Annotated in this window: 12 protein-coding genes; 7 read left to right on the forward strand and 5 right to left on the reverse strand. The window is 53.1% G+C overall.

Annotated elements, in window-relative coordinates; translation table 11 throughout:
- Positions 1-29 precede the first annotated feature (29 nt).
- The gene (gene rhaM / locus UC14_RS06480) at positions 30-344 is read left to right on the forward strand and encodes an L-rhamnose mutarotase (RefSeq protein WP_013577125.1); all 315 of its coding nucleotides are present in this window, start codon (positions 30-32) and stop codon (positions 342-344) included.
- On the opposite strand, the gene UC14_RS06485 is transcribed toward rhaM, so the two are convergent.
- On the reverse strand, positions 319-2,493 hold the full coding sequence (locus UC14_RS06485; protein WP_013577126.1) for a YgiQ family radical SAM protein: 2,175 nt from the start codon (positions 2,491-2,493) through the stop codon (positions 319-321). The two genes, rhaM and UC14_RS06485, sit on opposite strands and share 26 nt — an antisense overlap.
- Positions 2,494-2,752: 259 nt before the next feature.
- Here UC14_RS06485 and UC14_RS06490 point away from each other — a divergent pair, with 259 nt between their 5' ends.
- Positions 2,753-3,484 (forward strand): hypothetical protein, encoded by a 732-nt coding sequence (locus UC14_RS06490; RefSeq protein ID WP_013577127.1) that lies wholly within the window; start codon positions 2,753-2,755, stop codon positions 3,482-3,484.
- Positions 3,485-3,551: 67 nt separating this feature from the next.
- Here the strand turns inward: UC14_RS06490 and UC14_RS06495 are convergent, their stop codons facing one another.
- From UC14_RS06495 to UC14_RS06505, 3 genes are all read right to left on the reverse strand, one after another.
- Positions 3,552-5,204: a dihydroxyacetone kinase subunit DhaK gene (locus tag UC14_RS06495; RefSeq protein ID WP_112197406.1), complete on the reverse strand. Its 1,653-nt coding sequence runs from the start codon at positions 5,202-5,204 to the stop codon at positions 3,552-3,554.
- A gap of 144 nt (positions 5,205-5,348) precedes the next feature.
- On the reverse strand, positions 5,349-6,716 hold the full coding sequence (locus UC14_RS06500; RefSeq protein WP_013577129.1) for an L-serine ammonia-lyase: 1,368 nt from the start codon (positions 6,714-6,716) through the stop codon (positions 5,349-5,351).
- Between the two features lie 103 nt (positions 6,717-6,819).
- Positions 6,820-8,103 (reverse strand): HAAAP family serine/threonine permease, encoded by a 1,284-nt coding sequence (locus UC14_RS06505; protein WP_013577130.1) that lies wholly within the window; start codon positions 8,101-8,103, stop codon positions 6,820-6,822.
- Positions 8,104-8,690: 587 nt separating this feature from the next.
- On the opposite strand from UC14_RS06505, the gene UC14_RS06510 reads away from it, so the two are divergent.
- Genes UC14_RS06510 through UC14_RS06520 form a run of 3 tightly spaced genes read left to right on the forward strand, consistent with a single transcriptional unit; the run spans position 8,691 to position 11,074 of the window.
- Positions 8,691-9,278, forward strand: a complete 588-nt coding sequence (locus tag UC14_RS06510; RefSeq protein ID WP_013577131.1) for a YfiR family protein — start codon at positions 8,691-8,693, stop codon at positions 9,276-9,278.
- A gap of 2 nt (positions 9,279-9,280) precedes the next feature.
- Positions 9,281-10,561: a diguanylate cyclase domain-containing protein gene (locus UC14_RS06515; RefSeq protein WP_112197407.1), complete on the forward strand. Its 1,281-nt coding sequence runs from the start codon at positions 9,281-9,283 to the stop codon at positions 10,559-10,561.
- A 15-nt stretch (positions 10,562-10,576) separates the two neighbouring features.
- Positions 10,577-11,074: an OmpA family protein gene (locus UC14_RS06520; RefSeq protein WP_037033513.1), complete on the forward strand. Its 498-nt coding sequence runs from the start codon at positions 10,577-10,579 to the stop codon at positions 11,072-11,074.
- A gap of 1 nt (position 11,075) precedes the next feature.
- On the opposite strand, the gene UC14_RS06525 is transcribed toward UC14_RS06520, so the two are convergent.
- Positions 11,076-11,948, reverse strand: coding sequence for a LysR family transcriptional regulator (locus tag UC14_RS06525; protein WP_013577134.1), 873 nt, complete (start codon positions 11,946-11,948; stop codon positions 11,076-11,078).
- Positions 11,949-12,052: 104 nt separating this feature from the next.
- Between UC14_RS06525 and budA the strand changes: the two genes are divergently transcribed.
- Entirely contained in the window at positions 12,053-12,835 is a 783-nt protein-coding gene (gene budA / locus UC14_RS06530; RefSeq protein ID WP_013577135.1) for an acetolactate decarboxylase, read from the forward strand.
- Between the two features lie 27 nt (positions 12,836-12,862).
- Positions 12,863-14,539 (forward strand): acetolactate synthase AlsS, encoded by a 1,677-nt coding sequence (gene alsS, locus UC14_RS06535; RefSeq protein WP_112197408.1) that lies wholly within the window; start codon positions 12,863-12,865, stop codon positions 14,537-14,539.
- The last annotated feature ends 3 nt before the right edge of the window (positions 14,540-14,542 follow it).

Here is a 14,542-nt window from a genome sequence, read left to right on the forward strand (position 1 = left end):
CCCCCCCGATAATCTAACCGGAGAAAAACATGATCCGTAAATCCTTCGTGATGCAGGTTAATGCGAATGCACACGATGAATATCAGCGCCGTCATTCGCCAATCTGGCCGGAACTGGCGGAAACCCTGAAAGCCCACGGCGCGCATCACTACAGCATTTTTCTTGATGAAAAACGTAATCTGCTGTTTGGCTATGTGGAAATAGAATCAGAAGAAAGATGGAACGCGGTAGCAAAAACGGAAATCTGCCAGAAATGGTGGAAGCATATGGCAGACGTAATGCCTGCCAATGCCGATAACAGCCCGGTCAGTAACGATCTTAAACCGGTCTTTTACCTCGATTAACCCTCTGCCCGGAGGGTTTTCCTTTTCCGGCAGACGGATTCTGCGCTTTTGAGGCGGTAAAACGCGTGGTGGCCGGTTTCGCTTTGCCTGAAACTGACGCCGCAAACTTCGGATCAAAACCGTCCGGCGGCACCAGACAATCAGGCCGGATGCCAATCAGACGGCGCATGCCCATCGCGGTCAGCGCCTCGCGGATCACCGGCCAGTTCACCGGATCGTGATAGCGCAGCAAGGCTTTATGCAACCGCCGCTGACGATCGCCTTTCGGCACCACGACGTCTTCACTTTTATAATCCACTTTACCGAGCGGATTCTTACCGCTGTAATACATGGTGGTGGCGCTGGCGAGCGGCGACGGGTAAAAGTTCTGCACCTGATCCAGCCGGAAGCGATTTTTCTTCAGCCACAGCGCCAGGTTGATCATGTCTTCGGTACGTGTCCCCGGATGTGCGGAGATAAAGTACGGGATCAGATATTGCTCTTTTCCGGCCTGTTTGGAATAGCTGTCGAAAAGCTCCTTGAAGCGGTAATAGCTGCCCATTCCAGGCTTCATCATTTTGGACAGCGGTCCGGCTTCCGTATGTTCCGGCGCGATCTTCAGATATCCCCCCACGTGATGTTCGGCCAGCTCTTTGATATAACGCGGATCTTCTACCGCCAGATCGTAACGTACGCCCGAGGCGATCAGTATTTTCTTGATGCCCTTCAGGCTGCGCGTACGGCGGTAAAGGTTGATCGTCGGTTCATGGTTAGTGTCCATGTGCGTACAGATTTCCGGATACACACAGGACGCACGGCGGCAACTTTGTTCCGCTTTCGGCGACTGACAGCGCAGCATATACATGTTGGCGGTCGGGCCACCCAGATCGGAAATCACACCGGTGAATCCCGGTACATTGTCGCGGATCTCTTCTATTTCGCGGACGATCGACGCTTCCGAGCGGCTCTGAATGATCCGCCCTTCATGCTCGGTGATCGAACAAAACGCACAACCGCCGTAACAGCCACGCATAATATTGATCGAGAAACGGATCATGTCATATGCCGGAATTGTCGCTTTGCCGTAAGACGGGTGCGGTACGCGCTGGAACGGCAGGCCAAACACTTCGTCCATTTCTTCGGTCGACAACGGGATCGCCGGTGGGTTGATCCACACATAGCGGTCGCCGTGTTTTTGCATCAGGGCACGCGCACAGCCGGGGTTGGTTTCATGATGCAGAATGCGCGAGGTATGTGCGTAAAGCACTTTATCGGCCTTCACTTTTTCAAATGATGGCAACAGAACGTAGGTTTTCTCCCACGGTTTCGGCTTTGGCGCGCGCACCGTTACCGGTTGCGGGGCATCCGGCGCAGGCAACTCTCCTTCCGAGCACGGCAGATCTTCGCCATACGGGTTCATGATCGGTTCAATACGTCCTGGCTTATCGAGCCGCGTGGAATCGACACCGCTCCAGCCGATAAGCGCCGTTTTGCGCATCACGGCAGTGTTACGCACATCGTGAATATCAGTGATAGATTCGCCCGCCGCCAGACGGTGCGCCACTTCCACCAGCGGCCTTTCGCCGTTGCCATAAATCAGCATGTCAGCTTTGGAATCCACCAGTACCGAGCGCCGCACGGTATCGGACCAGTAATCGTAATGTGCGATACGTCGCAGGCTGGCTTCGATACCACCGAGCAAAACCGGTACATCGCTGTAGGCTTCTTTACAGCGCTGCGTGTAGACCAGCGTCGCGCGATCTGGACGTTTTCCACCCACGTTACCCGGCGTATAGGCATCGTCATGACGCAGCTTCCGGTCGGCGGTATAACGGTTGATCATCGAATCCATATTGCCGGCAGTCACGCCGTAAAACAGATTCGGCTTCCCGAGCCGCATGAAATCTTCTTTGCTGGTCCAGTCCGGCTGCGCGATGATCCCGACGCGGAATCCCTGCGCTTCCAGCATGCGGCCAATGATCGCCATGCCAAAACTCGGATGATCGACATAGGCATCGCCGGTCACCACGATCACATCACAACTGTCCCAGCCAAGCTGTTCCATTTCCTCCCGGGTCATCGGGAAAAACGGCGCAGTGCCGTAGCATTCGGCCCAGTAACGTGGGTAAGAAAACAGGGTGCGATCGGGTTGGATCAGACTGACTGGCATAGTAAGGTCTTCGTTCGGCGGCAAATAATTGGCCGCAAATTATACGGGGACGGAAACTGCGGCGGGTGAGCAAATCGCTTAAAATTGTTTTAGATCAAATTATGTTTTCTGACTGAGCGCCGTATTATATCCAGGTTGCTCCGGCGCGGAGGGTCTCAGCAGATCCAGTATTTCTTAAGAAGTCATTTCCTTTATACCGGCAATAAAGAGTGCTCAAATAGTCCATTGCTGAATCAGGTTTTAAAGGAAAAATAGCGTTATGGATAATAAACGTTTCCAGAAATTACTCTTACCCAAGCTTACCGAAGCCATGCTGTTTACGCGTTCACGACTGTCGCTGAAATCTGCCAATAAGTTTTATCCGGATAAAAGAATGATTGATGGTCTGATGATGTCGGATCCTAAAAAATACCGGCTGCATTCACTGGGCGGCGACAGGGATCGGGGTGCCATGGTGCGGGGTCTGCGAAAGCTCAATCTTTCCTCCCAGCAGCTTTACCGGAAAGTTGAAGAAGATTATCGCAACGGGAAAGAAAATGCGGGCAACTGCGGCGAAAATGCCCGCGTCGCATTTTGTTATATCAGTGAAAACATTCAAAAATGGGAAAGGCTCGCCGGTACGCCATTAAAAGTGATCAGCATCTTCATTACGCGTCCGGTCGACCATTGCCTGGTATTAGTCGGCACCCAGCCTGTACATAACAACGGCAAAATCCTTGAGAACGCACTGATTTGCGATCCGTGGGCAAAGATCGTCTGCCCTCTGGCGCATTATTCTCTTGAGTGGAAAATGAAAATGAATAAATGGTCTAACCGTGGCCTGAAGGGGAAATATCCCGGCGGTGTTTACGACCATTTTGCTAACAGGGATTCCCGTGAAGCGATCCGTATCGGCAAGTTCGTTATTTATGAACAAAATCAGTACAAAATTTCACAGCGGATCCATGATAAAAAGCTTTATTCGCTGATTGATCCCAATGCGATTACCTGACGTTTTCATTGCCATAAAAAAGGCCTGCCGGTTTCCCGCAGGCCTTTCTTTTTTGCTGAGCTCAATCTTATTTTTTCGCCAGCGCCTCAAACACTTTTTCAACGGCCACTGCGCCGGGATCTTTCACCCCTTTCAGGCTGTTGCTGCTGAGATAAGAAGAGCGCCCCGCATTGGCTTTCTTCATGCTGGCCGTGTCTTTGGCCCCTTTGGCTGCCGCTTTAGCCGCCCCTTTCAGCGCATCTTTTTTGCCAAGGGCTTCCAGCGCCGGTTGCAGTGCGTCGATCATCGTGCGATCCCCGAGATCTGCCCCGCCGTAATGCTTCATGCGTTCGAGACCGGACAGCAACGCTTTCGGCAACTTCTCCCCCTCACCGACTTTCTTACCGGCGGCGGTAAAGAAGATCGACATCAGCACGCCGCTGGATCCGCCCATGACGGTCGCCAGACGATCGCCGACAACGCCCAGAAGATCGGCCACATTATTCAGCGGTAATCTTTTGCCTTTGTTTTCTTTCTGGATATCGCGCGCGCCGGTGGCAAACGTCGAACCGGTATCGCCGTCACCGACTTTGGCATCGAGTTTATTCAGCTCATCTTCCAGATCAGAAAGTGTCTGAGTAATGGTTTCAACGATTTTGCCAACCTGCGCATTGGACGAGGCTTTTACCGTTTTCTTATCGCTGATTTTCTTGCCTTTTTTGATCGCCAGTTTCTCAAGCTTCACCAGAGGCTGCCAGCCGGAGGCTTCCACTTCTGCCAGCAAGGCTTCCTCAATGCCGCCTTTAAGGGCAATCACCGAGAGCGAGAACCCTTTCATATCCAGCGCACTGACCAGCGATGCGGGGCCAATCAGATAACGGATCGAACTGCCGAGCGCAGAATGCACCAGTTCTTTGGTGATCTGATTCATTTCGAGCGGAGAGACGCCGCCGAGGTTATTGATCAGCACCGCCAGCTTGTCGCTTTTCTTCACATGTTCCGCAAGCTTGCCGACCAGCGTATCCACCACTTTTTTGCTGTTCTGGGTTTTCATGGTCGACACACCCGGTTCGCCGTGAATACCTAATCCCAGCTCAACGTGGCCCGATTCGATACGTTGCTCTTCTTCATCTTCACCGCCTCCCGGCAGGCTGCACCCCGCCGCCGCGACACCAATACTGGCGGTCGCATTAATCGCCTGCTGGGCGATTTTGGTGACATCTTTCAGGGATTTGCCCTGCTCAGCCGCGTAACCGGCAATTTTATGCACCAGCGCCGTACCGGCGATGCCGCGTGGCTGCTTGTTTTCCGGCAGGGAAATGTCGTCGGAGACCATCACCAGCTCGACGTTATAGCCCATACCTTTTGCTTTCTCAGCGGCCAGACCAAAGTTCAGACGGTCGCCGGTGTAGTTTTTGACGATCAGCAGACAGCCCGCTTTGCCGGTAACCGCCACAATCGCGTTCAGCACGGCGTCCACGCTCGGAGAAGCAAACACTTCGCCACACACCGCCGCCGTGAGCATGCCTTTGCCGACAAACCCCACGTGCGCCGGTTCATGACCCGAGCCACCGCCTGAAATCAGCGCAACTTTTTTCTTATCCCAGTCACGCCGCACGACAACGCGGATTGCCGGATCGATGTCCAGTTTTGCCAGGTTTTTGTAGGGAGAGGTCAGGATCACCCCTTCAATAACATCGTTAATCAGAGTCTTGCGGTCATTCATAAAGAATTTAGACATACCGGACCTTTCCTTTTAACTGTTTTCCAGGTGAAAAAAGAGCTTCTACGCAGTATAGATAACCCAAAACATAACACAGGGAAAAGTAACGAAGGGGGCGGGAAAGGCGGTTTCCCGCCTTTTAGGAAATGATGAGAAAAGAAATCAATTGCAGGCGAGAACCTTGATAGCCAACCCGCCTGTCGAGGTTTCACGGTATTTCGAGTTCATGTCCTTGCCGGTTTCGTACATGGTTTCGATGACTTTATCGAGGCACACACGCGGTTCGCTGGTGCGGCGTAATGCCATGCGCGACGCATTGACGGCTTTCACAGCCGAAATGGCGTTACGCTCGATGCATGGCACCTGAACCTGTCCGGCCAGCGGATCACAGGTCAGCCCGAGGTGATGTTCCATCGCGATTTCTGCCGCCATAAACACCTGCGCGGTGCTGCCGCCCAGCAGTTCGGTCAGACCTGCCGCCGCCATAGAACAGGCCACGCCCACTTCGCCCTGACACCCCACTTCCGCACCGGAAATCGAAGCGTTCATTTTGAACAGAATACCGACCGCGCCGGAAGCCAGGAAGAAGCGGCTGTACGAATCAGGGCTGATCGGGCGGATAAACTGATCGTAATACGTCAGCACGGCAGGAATAATGCCACACGCGCCGTTGGTCGGTGCAGTGACCACACGCCCGCCTGCCGCATTTTCTTCATTAACCGCCATCGCGTACATGTTGATCCAGTCAACAACACCCATCGGATCGACATTGTTCTTATCCTGCGTCACCAGAATGCGGCGCAGTGCGGCGGCACGGCGGTTGATTTTCATCGGTCCCGGCAGCAAGCCTTCGGTATGAATGCCACGCGTAATGCCTTCGCTCATCACATTCCAGATGGCCGCAAAGTGATCGCTGATTTCTGTGCGTGTGTGTCCCGCCAGTTCGTTTTGCAGCATCAGTGCCGACAACGACAGGCCGGTGTCCGTACAGTGTTTTTGCAAATCGCTGGCTGAATGGAACGGATACGGGCGCACCACCGGATTTTCATCCTGCATACCAAATTTGCTGGCTTCGACAATAAAGCCACCGCCGATAGAGTAATAAGTTTGGGTATAGAGCAGTTCATCGCCGCTGAACGCACTGATTGTCATGCCGTTTTCATGCAACGGCAGATTACCGGAATGGAAATTCATGCCTGAGCTGGCCGGGAAATCCACTTCTTTTGCGCCCTTGCCCAGCATCAGACGCCCGGTATTTTCTACCTCACGGATAAACGCAGGGATCGCATCGATATCCACATCATCCGGCATATTCCCCGCCAGCCCCATGATAATAGCCAGATCAGTGTGGTGACCTTTACCGGTTAATGATAATGATCCGTAAACATCAACCGCCACGCGGGTGGTTTGGGTTATATGGCCTGAAGAGATAAGTTCATCAGTGAATATTTTCCCGGCTTTCATCGGGCCAACAGTATGCGAACTGGAAGGACCAATACCAATTTTGAAAATATCGAAGACGCTGATCACGGTGGGTACTCCAAGTGAAATTATTTACGGGCGGAATAAACAGAAAAACGGGAGAGAAAGGAGCGGGATATTCCCGCTCACTTTATTTCAGAAGCTTTAATCATTAACCCATCAGGCTGAATACAATGGCTGACATCGCAATCAGACCCATTACAGCAACGAAGACATTACTGATATGGCCGCTGTATTTTTTCATCGCCGGAACTTTACGGATGGCATACATTGGCATCAGGAATAACAGCATCGCAATAATCGGACCGCCCAGCGTTTCGATCATACCCAGAATACTTGGATTCAGGGTTGCCACTAACCAGGTGGTTAATAACATGAAGATACCGGTATAACGGTTCAGCGTTGGCAGGGCAATTTTCTTGCCTTTACTGCGCAAAGATTTAATCACCATGCCGTTAAAACCTTCGCGTGCACCCAGATAATGGCCGAGGAAAGATTTAGTAATGGCAATAAAGGCAATAAATGGCGCGATATATTCAATGACCGGGTTAGAGAAGTGGTTCGCTAAATAAGACAGAATAGACACGTTTTGCGATTTGGCTTCCATCAGGTCGGCCGGAGACAGGCTCAGGACGCAGCTGAAGACAAAGAACATCACCGTGATCACCATCATGATGTGGCTAAATGCCAGAATGCGCGAACATTTTTTCTCAGCGCCATCACCGTATTCTTTGCGTTTTGCCACTGCAAAAGAGGAGATAATAGGCGAGTGGTTGAACGAGAACACCATCACCGGGATCACCAGCCACAGCGTCATCAGCATACCGTGACCTACGCCGTTACCGGAAAGCGAGGCGTTTGTAAACACTGACATATTCCAGTTAGGAATAAGGTAAAGCGCCAGCGCCATCAGCACCGTCACAAACGGGAATACCAGAATACTCATCGCTTTCACGATCATATCCTGACCAAAATGCACCAGTGTCATTAATCCGAGGATCAGGATCAGTGACAGCAACGCACGCGGTGGCGCATTCATATGCATCTGGTGAGTAATAAAACTCTCAACCGTATTAGTGATCGCCACGCTGTAAACCAGCAAAATAGGATAAATGGCGAAGAAATACAGCAGCGTAATTAATTTACCGGCCGTAATACCAAAATGTTCTTCCACGACTTCCGTAATATCTTCACCGGCATTTTTACCCGATAAAACAAAACGGGTTAATCCGCGGTGAGCGAAGAAAGTCATTGGGAAGGCGAGAATCGCCATAATAATTAACGGAATTAATCCGCCAATACCGGCATTAATAGGAAGAAAAAGAACACCCGCACCAATTGCCGTTCCATATAAACCTAACATCCACATGGTGTCAGTTTTACGCCAGGAACTTATTGATTTTTCAGACAGCGTCCCGATTGTTGTATTATCCATGATTCCTCAGCACCTAATTATAAAAATAATTCCGTTTTCCCCAGGAATGGTTGATGTTTTTTTACTGCACCCGTCATCGAAAAAACCACCCTGACGGTTAAAACATACCATTAATGCGGGCATGATACCTATCAGCAGCATAAAAATCTGACTAACGGTGTGGCTTTGAGATCATGGTCACGAATATAGCTAAAATGCCGTCTATTATTCCTTTAAATTCCAATCTATTAACATTTCCTGCAATTTAAATTCATCAAACGGTGATTACGGTAACATTTATTTTTTGTCATATTTTGTTATGACCGTGACTATTATTTTAATAACGGTTGAAATAACACCAATGTGTATTATTTATCGACGCCGCCCCTCTTATCGCTGCTCAAAAATCAACCACGCTCATTAACCTAAACATTCATTAGATTCTCTTCAGTATTCGCTGTTTTCCTGGTTTCTGTAAAAAATTCTACACAAGATGCGTGTTGTTTCAGGGTGAAAAACTTTTTATTGACGCTTTCAGAAATCATGCCGATAAAGTTATTCTTATTCCGGTGAAACAATTTCAACCGGAAGAAACACAGAGTGACGCTATGGAAAAAGCCCGATCACCTTTTTACCTGTTAGTGAAGATACGTGTCGGCCATTTTTTTAAGGCTGCGTATGGCTTCGCCCTGCTGATGGTGCTTCTGATCGCTCCGTTAAAACCGGTTATCGCAGAAACCAGCGAGACGTCACCCGACGCCGCCGTCGCCCAGACCGTTAACGGTATCCTCAGTTATTCGCGCTGGCCCGACAAAACGACCTCGTCTTCTTTAACACTTTGCATCATTCAGCCAGTTAAATACGCGGCGCTACTCACGCCCGATGGCAGCGCTTTTGCTGGCAGACCGCTCAAAGTGATGACGTTGCCTTTTGACAGCCCGCTGCTGACCGCGCAGTGCGATGCCATTTATTCCGGCAGAATAACGGCTGAACAGCAGAACGATTTGCATCAGCGCCTGGAAGGCCATGCCATTTTAACGATCAGCGAAGAAGACGAGACCTGCGGATTACTGAACGCTTTTTGTCTGGTGATCACGCCCCTTCACACCGGATTCAAACTGAATCTGGACACGCTGTCCCGCAGCGGTGTGCGGGTTAATCCCGCCGTATTACAACTTGCCAGGGAAAAGGAGTAACCATGGAAAATAAAATTCCTGTTCCTGACACAGAACAGCCGCGCCAGCGCCCGACGCTGAGCGCCGCACTGAACAGAATCCATGTGATTGTGATTTTGACCGCGATTGGCCTTGCCGGTTTTTTACTGATCTTGCTGGCCCTGATCGCCCTGCGTTCGCATGCCGAAAATAATCTGCAACTGACCGCTCGTGCTATCAGCTACACCACCGAAGCGGCGCTGGTGTTCAATGATCCTGCCGCCGCGCACGAGTCGCTGGAGTTCATCGCTAAACGCGGCGATTTCACGCAGGCTAAAATTCTGACCCCTGCCGGCGCAACGTTCACTGAATGGCAGCGGCCGGTGAACAGCAACTGGGACAAGCTCGGGCAGTTCGTCGGCCACCTGGCTTTCCCGGAGCCTGTCACGATGCCGGTGAATCATTCCGGTTCGCTCATCGGTACCGTCTGGCTCGCCGGTAATGGCGGAACCCTGGCGGGTTTCCTGCTGGAAACGGTGCTTAGCCTGATCGGCTGTCTGGTACTGACGGCCCTGGTGGCGCTGTATTTTTCCCGCCGGATGCAAAAAGGTATTGTCGATGCTCTCGGCCACATTACGCGCGTCACTCATGACGTCAGCGCTAACCGTTCGTTCAGCCTGCGTGTCCCTTCTGCGCCGATTGCCGAGCTGCACACGCTGAGCCAGGACTTCAACAGCCTGCTGACGGAGCTGGAAGCCTGGGAAAACCATATGCGCAACGAGAACGTCTCACTGACCCAAAAAGCATTGCATGATGGATTGACCGGCCTGCATAATCGCGCGTTTTTCATTGATACGCTTATTCAATGCTTTAACCCGATGCGCCCGGCGCTTTCACTGGCGTTGCTGTTTATTGATGTCGATAACTTTAAAGAGATCAATGACTCACTCGGTCATGCTGCCGGGGACCGCGTGCTGATGGTGATTGGTGAACGGCTGGCGAAAACACTGCGAAAAGGCGATGTGCTGGCGCGTCTGGGCGGTGATGAATTTGCCATCTTGCTTGAACCGATGGTTTCCACCGCAGAGGCCGTGGCTTTTGCCGAACGCATTGTTGAAATCATGAAAACCCCTGTCATCCTGCTCAATAACAAGACGCTGGATGTTTCTCTCAGTATCGGTATCGCGCTGTCGCCTTCTCAGGCCACTAACGCGAAAGAGTTACTGGATAAGGCCGATGAGGCCATGTACCGCTCGAAAAAAATTTCCGGCAGTTGCTGGCATGTTTCTTCAGGCATGCCGCTTCCTGTCGTGATGAAAGACTAAAAGGAATTAATGACAATGAATACCTGCAACACTTTCAAGACCTGGTTTCAGTTCGCCGCAATGGGGCTGTGCATTCTGCTGCTGGCCGCCTGTCAGACCAAACCGGCGGGATTAACGCCGGAACAGATCGCCGTACTGCAAAAAAACGGCTTCTCACAGACAGCCGAAGGCTGGGAACTCGGGCTGGATGCCAAAGTGCTGTTTGGCAATAATCAGGCGACGCTTTCGGCAGAAAGTAAGCAGTCGGTGGAAAAACTGGCCAGTGAACTGCTGCATGTCGGGCTGAATAAAGTCAATCTCGACGGCCATACCGACAACTACGGCGACGCCGGTTACAACAACGATCTGTCTCTGCGCCGCGCTAACACCGTTGCCGCCGCCTTTGCCGATGCCGGCATGCCACGCGCCAATATCCATACCCGCGGATTAGGGCAGAGCCAGCCGGTCGCCAGCAATAAAACCCAGGCCGGACGCGCCCAGAACCGTCGCGTTTCTGTGATTATTGTGGTGTAACTTACAACAACCCCACCATATGCAGCGCCGCCTTGCAGTTATCCGTTCTGCGCCAGGCGAGCGCGATCTGCGTCGTTAATGTCTGCCCTGCCAGGGGCAGACAGCGCACATTGGTTTCATCAATTTTACTTAGCGACGCCGGCACCAGCGCGTAACCAAATCCTGTCGCCACCATACTCAGCGCCGAGGTAATTTGCGGACACTGCTGCCCGTAGCGCGGCGAAAATCCCGCCTCTTTACACGCCTGTGTCACGGCATCATAAAGCCCCGGCGATAAATCGCGGGGAAAGGTGATCAGCGTGTCGTGGCGCAGCGCTGCCAGCCGGACTTCTTTCCCCTGACTGAGCGGATGCTTCTTCGGCAACGCCACCATCATTTCCTCAATATCCAGCACCTTATAACTGAACTCCTTGCTGCGCTCGCAAGGCAGACGGATAAACGCCGCATCCAGCGCGCCCTCGCTCATCGCGGTCATCAGCCCCGCCATATCTTTTTCCTGCGGCTCCAGCACCATGCCCGGGTACTTGTCACGGAAGCGATGCAGCAGCTCAAACACCTGCGGATTGAAGGCCGTTGAGGTGGCAAAACCGATGCGCAGCGTACCGTTCAGGCCGCGTGCCACCGCGCGCGTACGTTCAAAGGCGGCATCGGTCAGTTTGATGATGGTTTGTGCGTCGTCATACAGCACTTTTCCGGCTTCGGTCAGCTCAACGCCACGGGTCAGACGCTTGAGTAAAGGGGTTCCGATTTCATGTTCGAGCCGCTGGATTTGCTGGCTCAGGGGAGGCTGGGATATTCCCAGGAGTTCGGCAGCACGGGTGAAGTGGCCCGCCTCGGCTACCGCGACAAAATAACGCAGATGACGAAGTTCCATATCAAAAACGTCTCAAAGTAAACACCTCCTTATATTGGAACTCAGGACGGAATGGGGTCAACCTTTTAGTTAGCAAAGTTAATTATTCGACGGAGACCCCCTGCATGAAAAGCCATTCTGAGTCCTGTTCCTGCGTCGCCGATATTGCCCGCACGGCGACAGCGTTTAAACATCAGCATCCTGACCGCGTGCTTTATCAGTCGTCACTGATGAGCGCCTTGCTGAGCGGCGTCTATGAAGGCGACACCACGATGGCAGACCTGCTGAAACACGGCGATTTTGGCCTCGGCACCTTTAACCATCTCGACGGCGAACTGATCGCATTCAACAGTAATATCTTCCAGTTGCGTGGCGACGGCAGCGCCCGGCGCGCCCTTCCTGAACAAAAAACGCCCTTCGCCGTCATGACATTCTTTAACCCGACTAATGAATACGTGATTGACCGCCCGCACAGCCGTGAACAAATCCACGCCGTAATTGATAACGCCGTCGCCAGCCAGAACACCTTCTGCGCATTGCGCATTGATGGTGAGTTCAGCCGCGTCGAGACTCGCACCGTACCGGAACAGCACCGCCCTTATAAACCGATGCTCGAAGCCATCGAAGCGCAGCCAACATTTCATATTGAAAACAGCCAGGGCGTGCTGATTGGCTTTCTGACACCTGCGTATATGCAGGGCATCAACGTGGCGGGCTATCACGAACATTTCATCAATCAGACACGCAGCAGCGGCGGCCATGTGCTGGATTACCAGGTTGAGCGCGGCGTGCTGACTTTCGGCACGGTCGAGAAGCTGTTGATCGACTTTCCGCAGGACAGCGATTTCCTGCACGCCAACTTATGCCCTGACGATTTAAATGATGCGATTCAGTCCGTTGAAAGTTAACAGTCCGCAGACAAAAGGAATAAAGCCATGAAAAATTCAGACAGCCAAAGCGAATGGAAATGCGGTGCGGATCTGGTCGTCGCGCAGCTTGAAGCACAGGGTGTCAAACACGTGTTCGGCATTCCCGGCGCAAAAATCGATCGTGTTTTCGATTCGCTGGTCGATTCCCGCATCAAAACCATTCCGGTGCGTCACGAAGCCAACGCCGCCTTTATGGCCGGTGCCGTCGGCCGCCTGACCGGGAAAGCGGGCGTCGCGCTGGTCACCTCCGGCCCCGGTTGTTCGAACCTGATCACCGGCGTTGCCACCGCGACCTCCGAAGGCGATCCGCTGGTGGCTTTAGGGGGCGCGGTGAAACGCGCCGACCACGTTAAACAGGTGCACCAGACCATGGACACCGTCGCGATGTTCCGCCCGGTCACCAAGTATTCCGCCGAAGTCACCTCATCTTCCGCGCTGGCCGAAGTGCTGGCGAATGGTTTTCGCGCCGCCGAGTTCGGGCGTCCGGGTGCAGCATTTATCAGCCTGCCGATGGATATCGTCAATGAACCGGCCAGCGGCAAACTCCTGACCTCGCAACCGCCGGTACTGGGCAGCGCGCCGCACGACGCGATATTGCAGGTCGCACAATTACTGAAACAGGCCAAAAATCCGGTCCTGCTGCTCGGCCTGATGGCCAGCCAGCCGCGCAACGCCGAGGCGATCCGTCGTCTGCTGCATAAAAGCGATCTGCCGGTCACCAGCACCTATCAGGCGGCAGGCGTTATCGATCAGGCTTCGTTCCATCGCTTCGCCGGTCGCGTCGGTCTGTTCAACAATCAGGCCGGTGACCGCCTGCTGCGTAACGCAGATCTGGTCATCACCATCGGTTACAGCCCGGTCGAGTATGAACCGGTGCAATGGAGCAACGGCAGCGCCGAACTGGTTCACATCGACGTGATGCCCGCCGAAACCGACAGCGACTATCTGCCGGACGTCGAACTGGTGGGCGATATCGCCGACACACTGGATCTGCTGACAGAACAGATCCCGCAGCGCATCGATCTGAGTGCTTCTGCTATTGCGATCCTCGACGATCGCCGTCAGCAGCGCGAACTGCTGGCCCAGAAAGGCCGCAGCCTGAATCAGTTTGCCATCCACCCGCTGCGTCTGGTGCGCGCGATGCAGGACATCGTTAACAGCGACGTCACCCTGTGCGTTGATATGGGCAGTTTCCATATCTGGATCGCCCGTTACCTTTACAGCTTCCGTGCGCGTCAGGTGCTGATTTCCAACGGCCAGCAAACCATGGGTGTCGCGCTGCCATGGGCGATTGGCGCTGCGCTGGTCGATCCCAGCCGCAAAGTGGTTTCCGTATCCGGCGACGGCGGCTTTATGCAATCAAGCATGGAACTGGAAACCGCCGTCCGTCTGGGCGTCAACCTGCTGCACATCATCTGGGTCGATGAGGCCTACAACATGGTGGCGATTCAGGAAGAGAAAAAATACCATCGCACCTCCGGCATCCAGTTCGGCCCGATTGATTTCAAAGCCTACGCCGACGCCTTCGGCGCCAAAGGGTTTGCCGTCACCTCCGCCGAAACGCTGGAAAGCACACTGCGCGCCGCCATGGACGTACAAGGCCCCGCCGTCGTCGCCGTCCCGGTGGATTACAGCGATAACGCGCTGCTGATGGGGCAACTGGAGATGGGGCGGATTTTTTAGAGG

The sequence above is a fragment of the Rahnella sp. NRRL B-41462 genome, assembly GCF_003263525.1.
Classification (GTDB): domain Bacteria; phylum Pseudomonadota; class Gammaproteobacteria; order Enterobacterales; family Enterobacteriaceae; genus Rahnella; species Rahnella aceris.